The 18,814-nt window shown below is 64.3% G+C and carries 22 protein-coding genes; 6 read left to right on the plus strand and 16 right to left on the minus strand.

Annotated elements, in window-relative coordinates; genetic code table 11:
- Positions 1 to 146 precede the first annotated feature (146 nt).
- Positions 147 to 881 (plus strand): RNA methyltransferase, encoded by a 735-nt coding sequence (locus tag F0A17_RS05190; RefSeq protein ID WP_149327287.1) that lies wholly within the window; start codon positions 147 to 149, stop codon positions 879 to 881.
- A 246-nt stretch (positions 882 to 1,127) separates the two neighbouring features.
- Here F0A17_RS05190 and F0A17_RS05195 read toward each other — a convergent pair whose 3' ends face one another.
- The 12 genes from F0A17_RS05195 to F0A17_RS05250 form a co-directional block, all read right to left on the minus strand.
- Positions 1,128 to 2,165 (minus strand): Lnb N-terminal periplasmic domain-containing protein, encoded by a 1,038-nt coding sequence (locus tag F0A17_RS05195; RefSeq protein WP_149327288.1) that lies wholly within the window; start codon positions 2,163 to 2,165, stop codon positions 1,128 to 1,130.
- 112 nt (positions 2,166 to 2,277) lie between these two features.
- Complete coding sequence (locus tag F0A17_RS05200) at positions 2,278 to 3,246, minus strand: branched-chain amino acid transaminase (protein ID WP_149327289.1); 969 nt, start codon at positions 3,244 to 3,246, stop codon at positions 2,278 to 2,280.
- A 14-nt stretch (positions 3,247 to 3,260) separates the two neighbouring features.
- On the minus strand, positions 3,261 to 4,370 hold the full coding sequence (locus tag F0A17_RS05205; protein WP_187774635.1) for a class II histone deacetylase: 1,110 nt from the start codon (positions 4,368 to 4,370) through the stop codon (positions 3,261 to 3,263).
- 2 nt (positions 4,371 to 4,372) lie between these two features.
- Positions 4,373 to 5,314, minus strand: coding sequence for a bifunctional Delta(1)-pyrroline-2-carboxylate/Delta(1)-piperideine-2-carboxylate reductase (gene lhpI / locus F0A17_RS05210; RefSeq protein WP_149327291.1), 942 nt, complete (start codon positions 5,312 to 5,314; stop codon positions 4,373 to 4,375).
- A 1-nt stretch (position 5,315) separates the two neighbouring features.
- Positions 5,316 to 5,672 (minus strand): RidA family protein, encoded by a 357-nt coding sequence (locus F0A17_RS05215; protein WP_149327433.1) that lies wholly within the window; start codon positions 5,670 to 5,672, stop codon positions 5,316 to 5,318.
- Between the two features lie 74 nt (positions 5,673 to 5,746).
- Positions 5,747 to 6,781, minus strand: a complete 1,035-nt coding sequence (locus F0A17_RS05220; RefSeq protein WP_149327292.1) for a histone deacetylase family protein — start codon at positions 6,779 to 6,781, stop codon at positions 5,747 to 5,749.
- A 28-nt stretch (positions 6,782 to 6,809) separates the two neighbouring features.
- Positions 6,810 to 8,087, minus strand: a complete 1,278-nt coding sequence (locus tag F0A17_RS05225; protein ID WP_149327293.1) for a TRAP transporter large permease — start codon at positions 8,085 to 8,087, stop codon at positions 6,810 to 6,812.
- On the minus strand, positions 8,084 to 8,644 hold the full coding sequence (locus tag F0A17_RS05230; protein WP_149327294.1) for a TRAP transporter small permease: 561 nt from the start codon (positions 8,642 to 8,644) through the stop codon (positions 8,084 to 8,086). Before F0A17_RS05230 ends, F0A17_RS05225 begins: the two co-directional genes overlap by 4 nt.
- Before the next feature lie 75 nt (positions 8,645 to 8,719).
- Positions 8,720 to 9,793, minus strand: a complete 1,074-nt coding sequence (gene dctP / locus F0A17_RS05235) for a TRAP transporter substrate-binding protein DctP (RefSeq protein ID WP_149327295.1) — start codon at positions 9,791 to 9,793, stop codon at positions 8,720 to 8,722.
- Positions 9,794 to 9,938: 145 nt separating this feature from the next.
- Positions 9,939 to 10,715, minus strand: a complete 777-nt coding sequence (locus F0A17_RS05240) for an AraC family transcriptional regulator (protein ID WP_149327296.1) — start codon at positions 10,713 to 10,715, stop codon at positions 9,939 to 9,941.
- A gap of 96 nt (positions 10,716 to 10,811) precedes the next feature.
- A complete protein-coding gene (locus tag F0A17_RS05245; protein WP_149327297.1) occupies positions 10,812 to 11,102 on the minus strand; it encodes a hypothetical protein in 291 nt (96 codons plus the stop codon).
- 132 nt (positions 11,103 to 11,234) lie between these two features.
- Positions 11,235 to 11,414 (minus strand): hypothetical protein, encoded by a 180-nt coding sequence (locus tag F0A17_RS05250; protein ID WP_149327298.1) that lies wholly within the window; start codon positions 11,412 to 11,414, stop codon positions 11,235 to 11,237.
- Positions 11,415 to 11,574: 160 nt separating this feature from the next.
- Between F0A17_RS05250 and F0A17_RS05255 the strand changes: the two genes are divergently transcribed.
- Positions 11,575 to 12,783 carry an MFS transporter gene (locus F0A17_RS05255; protein WP_149327299.1) on the plus strand — a complete coding sequence of 403 codons (1,209 nt, stop codon included), beginning with the start codon at positions 11,575 to 11,577 and terminating at the stop codon, positions 12,781 to 12,783.
- On the plus strand, positions 12,780 to 12,905 hold the full coding sequence (locus tag F0A17_RS20875) for a hypothetical protein (protein WP_267285429.1): 126 nt from the start codon (positions 12,780 to 12,782) through the stop codon (positions 12,903 to 12,905). Before F0A17_RS05255 ends, F0A17_RS20875 begins: the two co-directional genes overlap by 4 nt.
- Here F0A17_RS20875 and F0A17_RS05260 read toward each other — a convergent pair.
- Complete coding sequence (locus tag F0A17_RS05260) at positions 12,876 to 13,871, minus strand: LysR substrate-binding domain-containing protein (protein ID WP_228716815.1); 996 nt, start codon at positions 13,869 to 13,871, stop codon at positions 12,876 to 12,878. The two genes, F0A17_RS20875 and F0A17_RS05260, sit on opposite strands and share 30 nt — an antisense overlap.
- A gap of 127 nt (positions 13,872 to 13,998) precedes the next feature.
- On the opposite strand from F0A17_RS05260, the gene F0A17_RS05265 reads away from it, so the two are divergent.
- Both F0A17_RS05265 and ycaC read left to right on the plus strand, forming a co-directional pair.
- A complete protein-coding gene (locus F0A17_RS05265; protein ID WP_149327300.1) occupies positions 13,999 to 14,868 on the plus strand; it encodes a pirin family protein in 870 nt (289 codons plus the stop codon).
- Between the two features lie 73 nt (positions 14,869 to 14,941).
- Positions 14,942 to 15,586 (plus strand): isochorismate family cysteine hydrolase YcaC, encoded by a 645-nt coding sequence (gene ycaC, locus F0A17_RS05270; protein ID WP_149327301.1) that lies wholly within the window; start codon positions 14,942 to 14,944, stop codon positions 15,584 to 15,586.
- Between the two features lie 45 nt (positions 15,587 to 15,631).
- Here the strand turns inward: ycaC and F0A17_RS05275 are convergent, their stop codons facing one another.
- A complete protein-coding gene (locus F0A17_RS05275; protein WP_149327302.1) occupies positions 15,632 to 15,823 on the minus strand; it encodes a hypothetical protein in 192 nt (63 codons plus the stop codon).
- Positions 15,824 to 16,006: 183 nt separating this feature from the next.
- On the opposite strand from F0A17_RS05275, the gene F0A17_RS05280 reads away from it, so the two are divergent.
- Complete coding sequence (locus F0A17_RS05280; protein WP_149327303.1) at positions 16,007 to 17,101, plus strand: patatin-like phospholipase family protein; 1,095 nt, start codon at positions 16,007 to 16,009, stop codon at positions 17,099 to 17,101.
- A 3-nt stretch (positions 17,102 to 17,104) separates the two neighbouring features.
- Here F0A17_RS05280 and yddG read toward each other — a convergent pair whose 3' ends face one another.
- The gene (gene yddG, locus F0A17_RS05285; RefSeq protein ID WP_149327304.1) at positions 17,105 to 18,010 is read right to left on the minus strand and encodes an aromatic amino acid exporter YddG; all 906 of its coding nucleotides are present in this window, start codon (positions 18,008 to 18,010) and stop codon (positions 17,105 to 17,107) included.
- A 40-nt stretch (positions 18,011 to 18,050) separates the two neighbouring features.
- Positions 18,051 to 18,812: an AraC family transcriptional regulator gene (locus F0A17_RS05290; RefSeq protein ID WP_149327305.1), complete on the minus strand. Its 762-nt coding sequence runs from the start codon at positions 18,810 to 18,812 to the stop codon at positions 18,051 to 18,053.
- Between the last annotated feature and the right edge of the window lie 2 nt (positions 18,813 to 18,814).

Genomic DNA, 18,814 nt, shown 5'->3' on the forward strand with positions numbered 1-18,814 from the left:
CCTGATCCAACCCCCGCCGGGAAACCGGCGGGGGTTTTGTTTGCCCGCCGGCTTAGGCAGGAGGATGAAGCCAAGGCCGTGTAGAATGAGCGCTTCACGGTGCGAAGCGCCTTTCTTTCTTCTCTACTCGTCTCCGTCTTGTTTCCATGCTATCCAATATCCGCATCGTCCTCGTCCAGACCTATCATCCCGGCAACATCGGTGCCTCGGCGCGGGCCATGAAGACCATGGGATTGGCCGATCTGGTGCTGGTGAATCCTCGCTGCTTTCCCGATAGCGAGGCATCGCGCCTGGCCGCGGGCGCCGAGGACGTGATCGACAGCGCTCGAGTGGTCGCCTCGCTGCGGGAGGCAGTGTCGGACTGCGTACAAGTGGTAGGTGCCAGCGCCCGGCTGCGCAGCCTGCCGCTGCCCCATTACGACGAACCCGAGACGATGGCCCGTGAGCTGGTGGCCAGCGCCGCAAGCGACCCGGTGGCGCTGGTATTCGGTCGCGAGCGTTTCGGGTTGACCAACGACGAAATCCGCTGTTGCAGCCATCAGGTCAGCATTCCCGCCAACCCGGACTACGGCATTCTCAACCTCTCCCAAGCGGTACAGGTGCTTGCCTACGAGACCTTCAAGGCATGGCGCCAGCATCCCGACAGTCATTATCGCCCTGTCCGTCCCGCCGCTGATCGCCAGCCGACTCGCGAACAGCTGGACCATTTCCATGCGCATCTGAGCCGGGTGATGCAGGCCAGCGGCTTCCTCACCCAGCCCCATGCTCGCACCGAGGCGCAACTTCAGGCGCTCTTCAGTCGCGCCCAACCCAGCCGCAAGGAACTGTCACTGCTGCGCGGCCTGCTCAGCTCATTGGAAGAACCCCGCGAAGAGGGCTAGGCTGCGTTATGTCCCCTTGACACATAGCGTTCATCAAGTCGTTACGGTGCGGTCATCGATCCATGTGATAAAGGGACTGGACCCATGAAGGGGCCGACAAGGGATACTGTCTACGGTGCGACACGGACGCGAGCAGGCCGGGAAGCCTGAACAGGGAGAGTTGGCATAGAGACCATGCCCAGGGAGACATGCGCCACGGAACTCGAGTCCGTGGCGCTCTTTCGTTTGCGCCTCGAGACAGTCCCGTCAGGGAGACTCCTGCGCCGCCTCATGATTCGGCCGACCGTCGCCTCCCAAACCTTCCCAGCCCGGCACCTCCTGACGGATCCGCCAGGAGAAGTCAGGCGCATCGTGAGCACGGCGAGCCTGCTCATCGATGCGGCCGCGCGCTTCCAGCTCGGCCAGAGAGTGACCGGGCCAGAGCCCGCCCACCTTGAAGGCATAGGCGGGTAGCTGACCTGTGACCAGCAGTCGGTAATCGAGCGGCAGCCCTGCGCCAATGCTGCGCGTCATGGCGTAGACCAGCGTGGTGCAGTTGGCCGTAATGGTATTGTAGAAGCGCGGCTTATGGGCGAGCGCATTGGCCTCGTCGACGTAGGCCAGCAGCAACGAACGCATCGTGCTGCGCGACATGAGGATGCGAAACAGCGAGACACGCTCGCCGCGCACATTGCTGCGCAGGCGTATCGCATCGCGCTCGTCGGTGGCGACGATGGCCAGTTCGTACTGGCGGAAGAAGCCTCCCATCTCGGAGAAACGTTCGCCCGCAAGGCGCCGGACCTCCACCGAAAAGACCACGAAGTCTTCCCCTTCGAAGCCGAAGGAGACCATGACGTGGGCCACCCCCGGACGCCCCCAGCTCGACACGACCATATCGACGGAATCGAGCCGGTCGAGCTCGTAGTCCCGCGTCTCCCAGCGCACCGATGCGTCATCGCGGGTACGCCACTCAAAATTGCGCACGTGATGCAGCGTCAACCGATTACCGTCGACCTCGCCGGTAGCGAGATGCACCACATCGTCGGCCCAAGGCCGGTCATGGGTGGGGCGCAGCCGAAACCACCAGAGCCAGAGTCCCGCCAGCAGGCCGAGCTGGCCGGCCAGGGCCATGCGGTAGCCCTGCAGCCCCAACAGCAGCAGCGCCAGGGCCGCCAATAGCCAGAAGCCCACCACCAGCCGGCGCCAGCGGGTGGACCAGGGCAACCGGAACCATAACGCCGCCGCGCCCCAGAGCATGGCCAGAGCCTGTAGCGTGAGCGCGAACCCCGTGAATAGCTGAGCCATCTCGTTCCAAGCTGTCGAAAGGTGCGAGCGAAAAGGTACGGCCCATATTATCAGTCTCTATGACTGACTGCCTTTCGATAAAGGAACGGTATCGCTTCGCTACGGACGCGGATCAGGCCGGGGTCAGCCAGGACTCGAACGCCCCCAAATCGTCTCCCAGCTCGCCACGGGTGACGCGTCGGTAGAGTCGCTGTAGATTCGCAGTGACCGAATCCTCGGCGATCGGAACATCCGGCTTGGGAGCATTCGCCCGGGCTCCGATATGGCGACCGTCGAGTTCACGCAGCGGCAAAATCTCGGCGGCGGTACCGGTGACGAAGGCTTCATCGGCAATATAGAGTTCATCGCGGGTGATGCGGCGCTCGCGCACCTCCAGACCCAGCACATCGCGAGCCAGGCGGATGACGCTGTCACGCGTGATGCCCTGCAGGCAGGAGGTGACTTCCGGCGTATGCAGCGCGCCATCCCGCAACAAAAACACGTTGGCCGCGGAGGCCTCGGCGACGTAGCCCTCCGGATCGAGCATGATCGCCTCGTCGAACCCCGCCTTGACGGCCGTATTGAGCGCCAGCATGGAATTGACGTAGTGGCCGTTGGTCTTGGCCCGACACAGGCTGATATTGACGTGATGACGCGCCCAGGAGGAAGTCAGCGCGCGCAGGCCGATGGAGGCGGCCTCCGGCGAAATGTAATCGCCAAGATCCCAGGCGGCGACCATCGCATGCACCGTCAACCCCCTGGCGCGCAGCCCCAGCCCTTCGGCGCCGAAGAAGACGGTCGGTTTGAGGTAGGCATTTCGCAACCCATTGCGGGTGAGGCATTGACGCTGCGCATCGATCAAGGCCGCCTCGTCGAACGGCAACGCCATGTCCAAGGCGTGGGTACTGTCGAGCAGCCGCCGGGTATGCTCCGCCACACGAAACAGGTGCGTTCCCTGTGGCCCCGCGTACGCCCGCACGCCCTCGAAACAGCCCATGCCGTAGTGCAGGGTGTGAGTCAGCAAGTGGGTCCTGGCTTCACGCCATGGCAGCCACTCGCCATCCAACCATATCCAGCCATCGCTATCGTAGAGGGGAGTCATGGGATTCTCGTCGATCAGAATGGTGCGACACGCAGCCAACCCTGGCGCCAGTTATCGATCAGCGCTCGCTGGTGCGGTTGCAGCGATTGATAGGCCCAGGCGGCGATCTCGTCGTTCTGTGGATCGGGTACCGAGATTCGGCTACCGGCCAGGGTCTGGATGACCGCATGACCGCATAGCGGCGCGTAACCTTCCGAGTAGCCGCCCTCGTGAATCATCACCAGGCGGCTGTCACTGATGCGCTCGGCCAGGGCCTTGACCTGCTGGGTCATGGCGGCGAACGCCGCGCTGTTGAGCATCATCTTACCCAGCGGATCCTTGGCGCAGGCGTCGAAACCGCAAGCCACCACGATCAGGTCCGGCGCGAAGCCGCCGATGGCGGGTAACACCAACTCCTGCATGGCGTAGCGGTAGGCGCCGATACCGCAGCCGGGCGGCATCGGCAGGTTGAGGTTGGCACCGTGCCCCGCCCCCTCGCCCAGCTCCTCGAAGAAGCCGGTATCCAACGGGTAGTTGCCAGCCTGATGGATCGAGACGGTCAGCACGTCGGGGTCGTCATAGAAGGCGGCTTGCTGACCATTGCCGTGATGCACGTCCCAGTCGAGGATCGCCACGCGCCTGACCTGCCCCTTCGCCCGGGCGCGCATGATCGCCACCGGGATATTGCCCAGCAGGCAGAAGCCGCGGCCCAGGTCGGCCTCGGCATGATGCCCCGGCGGACGACACAGGGCGTAGGCATTGGTCAACTCGCCGGTGGCCACCGCCTCCACCGCGGCAATCGCCAGGCCCGCCGACTGCCTGGCCGCCGCCAGGCTACCGGGCCGATAGGGAGCGCAATCGCCGGCGTCGCCGCCCTGGGCCCGGTCGCCCTCATCGAGTTCGTCGAGGTAACGCCCGGTATGAAAGCGCGCCAAGTCCTCGCGGGCGGCAGGCGGCGCCTTGCGCACGTCGAGTTCGTCGATCAGTCCCGACACCTCCAGCAGGTTCTTCAAGCGCCGCTTGCTCTCGGGGCTCTCCGAGGCCGGCTGGGGCTGAAGAAACTCGCCGGGTGACGAGAATACGCCAATGGCGCCGGGGTCATGCCAGAAACAGCGCTCGTGCCAGTAGAAACCGGTCCTGCCCAAGCTCATCGCCGCGACTCCAACTGCTCCCATACTTCGATGGCTGCCGCCAGGTCTTCCAGCGAGGCACCCACCGACTTGAATACCGTAATGGCGTCGTCAGCCGAGCGACCGGGCTTCTCGCCCCGCACGAGTTCGGCAAGCTCGGCCCGGATGTCGTCGAAGGCGAAGGCGCCCTCGTCGAGGGCCTGCAGCAGATCGCCCGCCTCGCCCCGGGCACCGGCGTAGGTATCGACGAAGACCTCGCCGCGGCGCAGGCACTCGGCATCGCTCTCGCGCATGCTGGGACGAAACGCGCCGATCAGGTCCAGATGCGCACCGGGAGCGAGCCATTCGCCGCGGACCAGCGGCGCGTTGGAGAGCGTCACGCAGCTGATCACATCGGCCTCACGTACCGCCGACTCGAGATCCTCGACCGCCTCGCTGTCGAAACGATCGGCATAATGGGCCGCCAGTCGTCGCGCTTTCTCGGGGTTGCGCCCCCAGATCCGTACGCGCCTGATCGGTCGCACCGCGGCATGTGCCTCGACCACCATTGGCGCCAGCTTGCCGGTGCCCACCACCAGCAGGCTCTCGGCATCCTGACGCGCCAGCTCGCGGGCGGCCAGCGCCGACGCCGCGGCAGTTCGCCGCCGGGTCAGCTCGCTGCCGTCGAGGCAGGCCAACGGCCGCCCGTGGGCGCCCTCGCTGAGCAGGTAGACGCCGGCGATCGCCGGCAGGCCGTGCTCGGCGTTTTGCGGAAAGACATTGACCATCTTCACGCCGATGTAACCGGCACGCTCCCACGCCGGCATCAGCAGCATGGTGGCCTCACCGTCGGGGCGATGCATGGCATGATGGTGACGCGGCGGCGATTCCACGCCGTCACGGAACGTCAGCGCCAGGCGGTCGACGAGGGCGTGCCAGGGGAGCGCTGCCGCGACTTCGTCGGCGGTGATGATACGCATGTCATGCCTCCGGCAGGGCCGCGACCACCATGATCTCGACCTTCCACTCGGGCTTGGCCAGCTTGGCCTCGAGCGCGGCGCGAACCGGCGGGCGGCCCGGCACCACCCAGGCTTCCCAGGCCTCGTTCATCTGGTCGAACTCCGCCATATCCCTCACCCAGACCTGGGCCGACAACAGGTTGCCCTTGGAGGTGCCCGCCTGGGCCAGCAACGCATCGATGCGCGCCAGGACCTGCTCGGTCTGTCCGCGCATGTCGGCCGCGGCATCGCTCGGCACTTGGCCGGCCAAGTAGACTGTGCCGTTGTGCACGGCGATCTGACTCATACGGGCATTGCTTTCATGGTATCGGATGGTCATGTCGATCATGTCGTTATCTCTCGATGTAGGTGACGGATTGAAACAATCGATACTTGCACATTGGCGACGTGTCGTCAGCCGCCAGCGAAGCCCTTCATGAACGCGGCCAGGTTGCCGCCTAGATGCTCAGTGGGGTAGCCCCCCTCCTGAACCAGTACCGTGGGTTGGCCAAGCCGCGACAGGCGCTTGCCGACCGCAGTGAAATCCTCGGTCTCGAGCGTCATGCCGGCCAGCGGGTCGTCGCGGTGAGCGTCCAGCCCCAGGGCGATCACCACCGCCTCGGGCCGGAAGGCTTCCATGCGGGCGATCAGAACCTCCAACGCCTCGAGAAAGGCGCCTCCGTCGCTGCCCAGCGGCAGCGGCAGGTTGACGTTGCAGCCGAGGCCATCGCCCATGCCCTCCTCGTTCGCCCCGCCCCAGAAGAAGGGGTAGAACTCGGACGGATCGGCGTGCAGCGAACCGGTCCAGACGTCACTCCGGGAGTAAAAGATATCCTGGGTACCGTTGCCATGGTGCAGGTCCACATCGAGGATCGCCACTCGCGAGAAGTGTTCGCGCAGCACCGTGGCCGCCAAGGCCGAGTTGTTGAGAAAACAGAACCCCCCCGCCCGGTCCGGCCCGGCATGGTGACCCGGCGGACGACACAGTGCGTAGGTGGTGCCGTGTCCGCCGAGCAGCGCCTCGGCAGCCGCCTGGGCCGTAGCCGCGCTGGCCAGGATGCCGTTGAAGCTGTCGGCGGCGATGGGACAGGCCATGTCGTGCAAATGCCAGCCTGCCTGGCCCACCGGATGCCGCGGATAATGATGGCCGCCGCCGCACGGGTGGATATTGGGCATCACCAGGTCGGAAGCCCCAGGCAGCTCGCGCCAGCGGGAATGAACGGTCTCCAGGAAGTCCAGGTAACGCGGCGTATGAATTCTGGCCAGCCGCTCGCGCAGGCGTGGGCTGTCGACCTCCTCCGGCGCGCTCAACCTGAGCCCGACGGCATCCAGGCCCTGGCGCAGCAGCTCGGCCCGCACCGGGCCTTCGGGCGATGAGGTCTGCTGGCCGCGGACCAGGAAGGTCGCCGGAGCGTGACGCTCCTGATCGGGATGGTAGAAGAGCTTCATTGTGTCGGTCCTTGTCGTTCCGCGTTTCTCAGTCGAGCAGCGAAGGGATCCAAGTGGAGAGCGCCGGGAAGGCCGCGAGCAGCACGATCACCGCCAGAAATGCAACGTAGAACGGCAGCGAAGCGAGAATCGCCCGCTCGTAAGGCACGTTGGCGATGCGCGCCGCGGTCATCAAGGTCATGCCTACCGGCGGCGTCACGTTGGAAATATTGAGCACCACGATCATCAGGATGGCAAAATGTAGCGGATCGAAGCCAAGCTGGATCATCGCCGGTACCAGCACCGGTGCCACCACCACCAGTGCCGGCAGCACGTCCATCACGGTACCGATCAGGATCAATAGCACGCAAACCAGCATCAGCTGTATAAAGGCCGAGTCACTGAAAGTGGTGATCAACCCCGCAGCATCGCGCGCAATCCCCGAGCGCGTCACGAACCAGCCGAGCACCGCCGAAGTGGCAAGCAGGAAGAACACCACGCCGGAAAAGCGCACCGTCACCACCAGTGAGTGCCAAATCTTCTGCCAACTGAGGTTGCGGTACAGCAACAGGCCGATCGCAATGGCATAGACGGCGGCGAACCCGGACGCCTCGGTAATGGTGGTCAGGCCCGAAAGAATGCCCCCCAGGATGATCAGCGGCACGATCATTGCCGGCAGCGCCGCCAGGAACGAAAAGACCGCCACCTTGAAGGGCGTCGGCGCCTGCTTGGGATATCCCCGTTTCCAGGCCAGGAAGAAGCTGACGCCGAGCAGGGCCAATGCCATCAACAGCCCGGGTACGATGCCGCCGGCGAACAGGTCGATCACCGAAATGTCGCGGAGCAGCGTGGCATAGACCACCATCACCACGCTAGGCGGGATGATGGGCCCGATGATGGACGAGCAGGCAGTGATCGCCGCCGCATACTCGGCGTCGTAGCCCTGCCGCGTCATTTCGGGAATCATGATCTTGCCGATGGCCACGGTATCGGTGATCGCCGCTCCGGTCAGGCCGGCGAAGAACACCGACACCGAGACGTTGACGTGGGAGAGCGCCCCGCGCACGCGCCCGAACAGGGCATTGTTGAAAGCGATCAGCTTGTGGGTCAGTCCGCCCTGGTTCATCAGCTCGGCGGTGAAAATGAAATAGGGAACGGCGATCAGCAGGAAACCGGAGACGCCGGAGAACATGCGATCGGCGATGATCCCAAGCATGCGCTCGCCGCCCATGGCAAAGCCGCCGGCCAGGCCGGAAAGCGCCATCACCACCGCTACCGGCGCCCCGATCAGCAGCAGCACGACGAAGGTCACGATAGCAGGCGTCATGCGCGCTTCTCCGTATCGATGGTGTCGGTGTCGATGGTCTCGATCAGCTCGTCGATAGCCGATTCGTCGTCAATGAAGTGCTCGAGCAGCGCGAACCCCTGAACCAGGTGCAGCAGGATGATGGCACCGCTGATGGGCACCACGATGGCGGTGAACTTGCCGGGAATCTGGATGCGATCCGAGACCATGTAGACCTGGGAAGCGCCGAGGAAATAATCCCAGCCGTACCACAGCAGCAGCGCGCCGAACAGGCCGATCACCGCCAGGCACAGGCCGGCGGCGAGCTGCAGCATGGCACGGGGCAGACTGCGTACCAGCAGCGTCATGGCCACATGTTCGCCGTAACGCAGCGAAATGGTCATGGATAGAAAGCCGATCCAGGGCAGGAAGAGCCGCGCCAACGAGTAGGTCCAGCTGAGCGAGCTGCCCGTAGCCAGCTTGTAGAGAAACGCCGTGAACGAAATGCCCAGCATGATCAGCACACAGGCGACACAGAGCACGATAGCGACCTGATTGACCGCGTCGCTCAAGCGGCGCAGGGACTGGAGGAATGGCATCGGAAAGCCTCGAAGGGTCCCGCGGCCGAGCAAGCCGACCGCGGGGCGGCGTTGAACAGGCAAGCGAACGGCGGGTTACTGGCCGTAGACCGACACGTCCGATTCGGCCACTTCCTCCCCCACCCGGGCGACCTCCTCGAGAAAGGCATCCACCCGCTCGGCTTCGATGCCGAAATCCTCCACGATCCACTCTTTCCAGGCCGGCCGGGCGACCTCGGCCATCCGCTCGCGCTCCTCGGAAGGCATGATGTAGCACGCCTCGAAGCGCTCGCAGGACGCCTCCCAGCTGGCCGTGGCCAAGGCTCCCGACATGCCGTGGGCAAGCTCGATGGCCTCGCGTGCCGAGGTGACGATGGCCGCCTGCTGCTCCTCGCTCAGTTCCTGAAACCAGTCCTCGCTGATCAACCAGGCCGCACTGTTGTAGACGTGGCCGGTGAGCGTGGTGTAGTCCGTCACCTCATCGAAATTGAAGGTTGTGTTGAGCACCGGTGCATTGAATTGGCCATCGGCCAAGCCGGTCTCCAACGCCGTAATCAGCTCGCCCCAAGGCAGCGGCGTTGCCGAGGCGCCCAGCGCCTTCATGATCGCGACGTGCCCCGGGTTCTCCTCGGTACGGATATTGAGACCTTCCAGGTCTTCCACCGTCTCGATCAACCGCTCATTGTTGGTAAACGCCACAAAGCCGCCACCGTCGTCGAAGGTGCCCAGGTAGCGCATATTGGCTTCTTCAATGGTGCCGGACATGAAATCGGCGAACCATTCACCGTCGAAGAAGGCCCACGCCTGGCGCCAGTTGTCGAACAGGAAAGGCGCGGTCATCAGCTGGTAATCGTCATAGAAAGAGGACATGGCGCCCGTGGTGATGATCGTCGACTGCAGGGTACGCCCGCCCTGCACTTCCGATGCGGTTTCCACTTCAGAGCCGAGCTGTCCGCCGCCGAAGATCACCACTTCCACCTCGCCGTTGGTGCGGGTTTCGACCAGGTTCTTGAAGTGCACCAGCGCCGGGTAGACCTCGTTGTTGCTCATGTCCTCGGGCAACAGGGTGGCGATGGCCATTTCGTGGGACTGCGCCTGGATATTGGCGCTGCCAGCAGCCAACGGCAGTGCGGCGAGCGCTGCCAGACGGGTCAGCGACTTCGGGGTCATGATCCACCTCATTTTGATTGTTTGTATCGAACTGACATCTGCGCACCGTTTGCTCCATAGAGCCACCCGCAACGGCGTACCTTTTCAGCCTAGGGTCGGATCGGCCGCCCCGCTTGCCCGTGGCTCATGTCTTCTTGCCCCAGACTCAGCGATCTCGACGCTCGGTGGAAGGCGAAATCTCGAAGTGACGTCGATAGGCGCGGCTGAAACTGCCTGGGTCGCGGAAACCGACCAGACTGGCGATGTGCCCGAGACTCAGGCGGCTGTGACGAATCAACGAGCGGGCATGCTCGAGACGACGCCGCTGCACGTAGGACAACGGTGTGACGGAGGTGAGGTCGCGAAACAACGCGTGGAAATGCCCCGGGCTCAGGGCGCAGAGCGCCGCGAGTTGCTCGACATGAATCTCGTCGCCAAGATGACGATCGATCCAGGCGTTGAGCCGCTCGAGGTCGATACGTCCGTTCAGGCGCGCCAAGGGCAACGATGCGATGGCGGCGGAGCCGCGATCCTCGAGATGCAGGTAGAGCGCACGCAGCAGGAGGGCGGCGATTTCGCTATGCAATGCCGGAAACTGCTCGAGCTGGAGCATCAGCGTGCCGGCGAGACGATTGAGGCGGGTGGGAACGTCGAAGAAGCGCGGACGCTCGAACAGCCGCTGCATGGCATCGCCATCATGCCACTGCGATAGCGATGCCAGGGATAGGTCGAGTACCAGAGTGCGATTGCGGCCATCGCCTTCATACTCATGGTGGCTGGCACAAGGTATCAGGCAACCTCGCCCACCGGTCACCCGATCGCCGACACCCTCGATCTCGAGTTCAGTGCTACCGCAGGTCGCCAATATCAGCTGATGATGCGAATGGGCATGCGCCACATGCTCTCGCCCCAGATTGGAGGCACGCAGTTCGAGAAGGGCCATGACGGTTTCTCGGGATCCGTTCAGTCAGGGTAGATCCTACACTACTCCGACATGCCCCCGGACGAAACCGCCGGCCCGATTCGGTAACGCCCACGTTCAGCGCCATGGACCGCAACCCCCCTTCTTGGCATGGCCCGGCGGACAGAAGCGTTCGCGATGGCGGTCGTAATATCGGCGGTCATCATGCCGGTAGCCATCGTACCGGCGGCGATCATGATCATCGTCGTGACGGTGCCGATGGCGATGCTTGCCCTCGTGGTAATGGCGCTCGCCGTCGACCACGATCAGGGGTTCGGGCGTGACACGCGCCGGCGAGTAGTTGCAGCCACTCAGCGCCAGCGTAGACACGGCAATGGACAGGATGAAACAGCGGAGAGACGTTTTCATGGCACACCTCGCAGGCAAGCGAATCACGTCCCCTTCGGCTCCCGTTCGGAGTCCTTGTGGCCACGTTCGTCATGACGCGTCTCATGGCCGTCGCCTCTACGGGCAGGACTCTCGCCTCATCATGTGAAGGGACTAGCAGCGCCCCTTCTTGGCCTGCCCCGGCGGGCAGAAATCACCGCCGTGGCGGCCGCCATGGCCGTCGTCGAAGATGACCAATGGCTCGGACTTGACGCGGGCCGGTTGGTAACTGCAACCGGCCACCAGCATGACCGAGAGCAGAACGAGAAGTGCAAACATACGTTGCCGTGACATGGTTATCTCCAAGTTGGCGAACAGTGTTCATTGTAACGGAATATGGCGCTGGCAACATGTGGCGCACCGGCAACAGGAAAGTCGCCAAACAGCGACATTGCCCGCGCCTGGAGAAAGCGCGATAGTGCGGAGCTCATTAGTCGGCCAACAGGACAAGCCCATGGACACCCTTCGCCGCCACTCGCTTTTGCTGATCCTGCTCGGCAGTCTGGTGATCTCGCTGGCCATGGGGCTGCGCCATGGCTTCGGCCTGTTCCTCGAGCCGATGAGCAGCGAGCTGGGCTGGGGACGTGAAGTGTTCGCCTTTGCCCTGGCATTGCAGAACCTGATCTGGGGGTTCGCCCAACCCTTCACCGGCGCCCTGGCGGATCGCTTCGGCGCGGCCCGTGTGGTGGCGGCCGGCGGTGTGCTCTATGCATTGGGGCTTCTGTTCATGGGGCTTTCCGAGACGGCGCTGGGCATGTCGCTTTCCGCCGGGCTGCTGATCGGGCTGGGTCTTTCCGGCACCACCTTCTCGGTCATCCTCGGCGCCGTGGGCCGCGCCGTGGCACCCGAGAAGCGCAGTATGGCCATGGGCATCGTCAGCGCGGCAGGCTCGTTCGGCCAGTTCGCCATGCTGCCGGGTACCCTGGGCCTGCTCGGCTGGCTCGGCTGGTCCGTCGCACTGCTGGCGATGGGAGCCCTGGCGGCCATGATGGTGCCGCTAGGCGCCATGCTCAAGGATCGCCCCTCGGCTCGCCAAGCCACCGATCTCTCGCTGCGGGGAGCGCTGGACGAGGCCGCCGGACACCGCGGCTTCTGGCTGCTCTGCCTGGGCTTCTTCGTATGCGGCTTCCAAGTGGTATTCATCGGCGTACACCTACCCGGCTACCTGTTCGGCAACGACCTCGCCGTGCATGTGGGTAGCACCACATTGGCCTTGGTGGGCCTGTTCAACATCTTCGGTACCTACGCCGCCGGCTGGCTGGGTGGGCTCTACTCCAAGCCGCGCCTGCTCAGTTGGCTCTATCTCGCGCGAGGCGCGGTGATTGCAGCCTTCGTGTTCCTGCCGTTGAGCCCCGCCAGCGCCTATCTGTTCGGCATCGCCATCGGCCTGCTATGGCTCTCCACGGTACCGCTGACCAACGGCATCGTGGCCACGGTATTCGGGGTACGACATCTCTCCATGCTGGGCGGCATCGTCTTCCTGTTCCATCAGGTCGGCTCGTTCACCGGGGTATGGCTGGGCGGAATGCTCTACGATTTGCATGGCGATTATGATGTGGTGTGGAAGCTCGCCATCCTGCTCTCGGTGGCGGCAGCCCTGCTGCATTGGTTCATCAGCGAAGCCCCCATCGAGCGGCCCGTCGCTCAGGAGGCGCAGGCATGAGTCGTCTTCATGTGCTGAAAACCGCCGCATTGCTGGCCTTAGGCGTCGCATTGGCCCTGGTGTGGTGGGGTTGGCAGAATGCCGACGCCTCACTATTGCTGCTCGGCACACGGTTGTGCTGAGCCGTACAAGCCCTCTGCCTTTATCTCTTCCCCACTCGGCGCCAGCGCCCAGGCGGTGTGGCTTGTGAAGTCGATCTCGGCGATATTCTCGGCCAGGAAGTCGAGCAGCGCCCGCACCGCGGGTAGCACGCCGCGACGCGACGGAAAGACGGCATGCAGGATCCCTCCCCGCGGTTCCCAGCCGGGTAGCACGTCGATGAGGCGCCCCGCCTTGAGGTCTTGTCCGGCCACCAGCAGCGCCAGCTTGACCACGCCCAGGCCCGCCAGCGCAGCCTGATGCAGCGTCTCGGCATTATCGGTGACCAGCCGTGGTTGGTGACGAATCCGGGCGGTCGCGCCATCCGGCCCATCGAGTACCCAAAGGTGCTGCCTGTCGATCTGGTCGAAATCGAGGCTAGGCAATCCCGCCAGATCCCCCGGCACCTGCGGCCTCTGCCGCTTCTCGAAGAGCACTGGCGCTGCCATCAGACGCTGGGGGCTGCGAGACAACACCTTCATCGAGAGGTCGCTGTCCTCGAGCGGCGGGAAGCGCACGCGGATGGCCATGTCGAAGCCTTCCCTGATCACGTCCACCCTGCGACTAGTGGCTTCTACCTGCACCTCCACGTCGGGGCACTGCGCCATGAAGCGCACCAGCAGCGGAGTAATCAGGTAGTGCAGCAGGCTCGGTGGGCAGCTCAACCGCACCGTGCCCCTCGGCGGAGCGAGATTGCGTTGGATCAGCTCCTCGGCCGACTCAGCCTCGACCAGCATCGCCGCACAGTGGCGGTAATAGGCCTGGCCCAGCTCGGTGACTGACAGGTGGCGTGTCGAGCGCTGGATCAGGCGTGTGCCCAGGCGCTCCTCCAACTGAGCGATACGCCGGCTCAGTTTCGATTTGGGCACTCCTAGAGCACGTCCGGCTGGAGCGAAGCCACCGTGGTCCACCACCTGCACGAAGTAATAGAGGTCGTTGAGATCCTGCATGGCTTATCGCTCCCCCATCGTTCTACTCATGGAACGCAGCGTGCGAATTATAGCCTCTACTGGCAAGAGCGTTGCTTCTCTAGGCTTGCTGTATCGGGCAAAAGCCCAATCCATCAGGAGCCAGACCATGAAAAAGATTCTCGGCATCTATGGCGCCCCACGCGGCCACTGGGTCGGTGACGGCTTTCCCGTCCGCTCCCTGTTCTCCTATGACCGTCTGGGTGCCGATCACCTTAGCCCCTTCCTGCTACTCGACCATGCCGGTCCCCACGATTTCGCCCCGGCAAGCCGTCCCCGCGGCGTCGGTGCACACCCACACCGTGGCTTCGAGACCGTGACCCTGATCTACAAGGGCGAGCTGGAACATCGCGACTCCACCGGCAGCGGCGGGCGTATCGGCGAAGGAGACGTCCAATGGATGACCGCCGGGGCGGGCATCGTCCACGAGGAGTTTCACTCCGGCAACTTCACGCAGCAGGGCGGCACCCTGGACATGGTGCAACTGTGGGTCAATTTGCCGGCCGAGCACAAATCGACGCCGGCGGCCTACCAGACGCTCCTCGATGCCGATATCCCACGGGTCGCGCTTCCGCAGCGAGCCGGGGAGCTGCGGGTGATTGCCGGTGAGTATCGGGGGCATCGAGGCCCGGCCCACACCTTCACTCCGATCGAGGTCTGGGATCTGCGGGTGGCACCGGGCACCGAAACCACCCTGGCAGTTCCCGAAGGTCACACCACACTGCTGGTGGTGCTCGAAGGGACCGTGCAGGTCAACAGCGAGGCTGTCGTCCGTGACGAAGCCGTGGTGGCCTTCCAGCGCCAGGGCGACGAGATACGTCTTGAGGCCAACAACGACGCCAAGCTGCTGCTGCTCGCCGGGGCGCCCCTGGGGGAGCCAGTGGTGGGCTACGGTCCCTTCGTGATGAACAGCGAGGCGGAGATTCACCAGGCCTTTGCCGAATTCCAGGCCGGCAAGTTCGGCCGCCTGGAGGGCTAGCGGCCCTGCCGCAGCCAACCGCGCCCGGTCTCGCTGCCGGGCGCTTCACTCGAGAAAGCCAAGGAGAAACGAGATGTCCTATTCCTATAACCGCCTGAACAAGGATGATGTGGCCCTGCTAATGGTCGATCATCAGTCCGGCCTGCTCTCGCTGGTGCGCGACTTCAGCCCCGACGACTTCAAGAACAACGTGCTGGCCCTGGCCGACATCGCCAAGTTCTTCGAGATCCCCACCATCCTCACCACCAGCTTCGAAGACGGCCCCAATGGACCGATGGTGCCCGAACTCAAGGCAGCCTTCCCCGATGCGTCCTACTTCGCCCGCCCCGGTCAGATCAACGCCTGGGACAACGAGGAGTTCGTGGCGGCCGTCAAGGCCACCGGCAAGAAGCAACTGCTGATCGCTGGGGTGGTCACGGAAGTCTGCGTTGCCTTCCCGGCGCTCTCGGCACTGGAGGAAGGTTTCGAGGTGTTCGTGGTCACTGACGCCTCAGGCACCTTCAACCCAACCACCCGTGAGGCGGCCTGGGATCGCATGTCGCAGGCCGGCGCCCAGTTGATGACCTGGTTCGGAGTCGGTTGCGAACTGCACCGCGACTGGCGCAACGACATCGAGGGCTTCGGCGGCCTGCTGGCCGGCCTGCTGGCCGGCCACCTGCCCGCCTACGCCAACCTGATCCAGAGCTACGAGCAGCAGAGCCTGGCGCACAAGCGCTGAGCCCCCAGGGCCCGGCAGCCGCCGGGCCTCAGCGTGACGCGGCCGCTAGAGATAGAACTTGGGCAGCTTGCGCGAGGCGCGCTTGCCGGCACTCGCTTTGGCACGGCGTGGACGCGGGCTGTCCCAGATGGTCAGGAAACGCTCGGTGAAGGGCGCCGGATCCATATTCGCTTCGTTCGCAACCCGACGGTTGAACGAAGGCAGATCCCAGATGGTGGGAAAGCGCAATGTCGTCATAATGGCTTTACGGTCCTAGAAGAACCGCCTCCTGCATCGATATGGAAGCATTTTTCATATTATCCCACTTCTTAGACTTTAGTACAAGATGCGCTTACTGAACGCACCATCGCCAAGACGCGGGACATGCGGGCACGAGACATCTACACTGCGACGCAACACCGACCGCATCGAGGAGGCAGAATGGCGAAGGACGTATGCAGGAAGATCGACCTCGCGCTACAGGGCGGCGGTTCTCATGGCGCGCTGACCTGGGGTGTGCTCGACCGGTTGCTGGAGGAAGAAGAGCTGGAGATCGACGGCGTCAGCGGCACCAGCGCCGGGGCGATGAATGCGGTAGTACTGGCCGACGGCCTGCAGCGCGGAGGCCGGGAGGGCGCGCGCGAGCGGCTTCATGAATTCTGGCGCGGTGTCGGTCACGCGGCTCGTTTCTCCCCCATCCAGCCGACGCCCTGGGACTGGCTGGCAGGCACCGGCAGCCTCGATTACTCGCCCAGCTACCTCATGTTCGAGAGCCTGACCCAACTGGTCGCACCCGCAAGGCTCAATCCACTCGGTATCAATCCCCTGCGCGACCTGGTACGGGAACTGGTCGATTTCGAGCGGGTCAACGCTTGCCGCAGAGTCAAGATCTATGTCACCGCCACCAACGTGCGCACCGGCCGAGCCAAGATCTTTCGCCAGCCGGAGATATCGGTGGATACGGTGATGGCATCGGCCTGCCTGCCGTTCATGTTTCCCGCAGTGATGATCGAGGGTGAGGCCTACTGGGACGGCGGCTACAGCGGCAACCCCGCCCTATTCCCCCTGGTCGACGACATGGGCTGCCAGGACCTTGTCGTCGTTCAGGTCAACCCGCTCGTGCGCCAGGCCCTGCCGGACAGTGCCCGGGACATCGTCAACCGCATCAACGAGATCACCTTCAACTCCAGCCTGATCAAGGAGCTGCGCAGTATCCAACTGCTTCAACAACTGATCGACGCCGAAGACCTCGAGGTGGAGCGCTACCGTTCCATGCGATTGCACCTGATCCACGCCGAGCAGGAGGCGGAGCAGTTGAGCGCCTCGAGCAAGCTCAATGCCCAGTGGGATTTCATCTCGCGGTTGTACCGTCAAGGACGCAACTGGGCCGACCTGTGGCTCGAACAGCACTATGACGCCATCGGTTACCACTCCACTTTCGATCTCAACGCGGTGTTCGGCGATGGCTTTCGTCCCGTCACTGCCGCGGAGGGCCGCCGCAGCCGGAGGGCGAAGCGTCGCGAGGACGAGGCGTGAGCATCAGGTGGCATCGGCATGTGCCGTTTTCTGCTTCATCCCTCTGCGTCGCCTCAGCGCACCGCTGCCGATCAGCATACCCAGGGTAATCACGCCTGCCGCCAAGGCCAATAGTGGCGAGGCCTCGGCATAGCCGGCCATGACCAGCACCACGGTGGAAAGCAGCGGCGTGGCGTAGGCAAGCATGCCCAACAGGTGCAGGTCGCCATGCTTGACGCCGATGTCCCAGGTAAAGAAGGCACTGCCCACGGGGCCCAGCCCCAGCCCGACCACGCCCAACCACTCGATGCCCTGCGGCCAGCGTGGCGCCTCGAACAGCCCATGGCAGGCGACGGCCAACAGTGCCGTCACCAGGCAGAAACCGCCCACGGCACTGGTCGGCACTGCTTTCTTGGCCCGCGACATTACGGAGTAGCCGCTCCATACCAGGGCGCAGGCGAAGGCCGCCCCATAGCCCAGCGCGCCACCTCCACCGCCCAAGTCGCCACCGATCAACAATGCCGCGCCGGCAAAACCCAGCAGCCCGCCCATCACGTGCCGGGGCAGCAGGCGCTCCCCCGGCAGCAGGCCGACGAACAGTACGATCAACAGCGGCCAGAGATAGCTGATCAGACCGGCGTTGGCCGGCGGCGCGTTCTGCTGGGCGACGAAGTAGAGCGCGTGATAGCCGAACAGCCCGCCGACGCCCAGCGCCCATACGGAAGGCGGCTGGCGCAGCGGGGCGATGTTGGATTCCCGCCGAACAAGATTCCAGACGAGAAAACATAGGAAAGCGATACCGAACGCCAGTCCGGTCAGCAGAAACGGCGGCACCGCTCCCGATAGCTGGGTCAAGGTAGCAAGCAACGACCAGTTGAGGATGGTGGTGGCACCGATGGCCGTGGCTTGGTGTCGGTTGAGAGCAGGCATATAGCGACCTCGTCAGTGTGTCGAGGCCACAGGATGCCCCTCACCTCATGGCGAGACTTGTCGAATCCTGACATCTGGCGGCTTGCGCCTGCCGCCACTCTCGCGGCGGGACTCCGTGCTGCCGACGGAAACTGCGCGAGAAGTGCGCACTGTCAGCAAAGCCGCAGGCCAACGCCACCTCGGTCAGCGTGGCGTTGCTGGTTCTCAGCCATTCACGGGCTTGAGCCAGACGCTCCCGCGCCAGCCAGGCGTGCGGCGCAAGTCCTGTCAGCGCGCGGAACTGGCGGGCGAAAGCGGCCTCGGCCAGATGGCAATGGCGAGCCATCTCGGCCACGCGCCAAGGGTGCGCCAAGTCGGCGCGCACGGCGGGCAGCAACTCGAGCAGCTTCAGGCGCGGTACCATGACCTGTCGACCGTCGGCCGCCAGTGCACTCTGCAGCCAACGGGAAAGGTCCCTGCCACTGCCACCCCCCAGCCCTTCGCCCCTTGCAACGATTCCTTCGGGCAGGCGCTGCGCTCGGCGCCTCACCAACGGTTCGAACGTCAGCGCTTCGCACCATGCCTCGGGCAAGTCGAGCACCAGGACACGATTGTCGTTTGGCGCTAGGTAATGATGCTCCTCGCCGCTGGCCACCGGGACCAGAACGCCACGCGTCACCCGCGTGAGCCTTCCCGCCGACTCGAGTTCCAGCGCCCCGCCGAGTCCCAACAATAGCTGGTGAAAGCCATGGCGATCGGTCAGGACGCGATCAGGATAGGTACGCGTCTCGACGGTGGGCTGGGTGGGGTCGTGACCGGGCATGA

The organism is Billgrantia pellis (genome assembly GCF_008297955.1).
Classification (GTDB): domain Bacteria; phylum Pseudomonadota; class Gammaproteobacteria; order Pseudomonadales; family Halomonadaceae; genus Halomonas; species Halomonas pellis.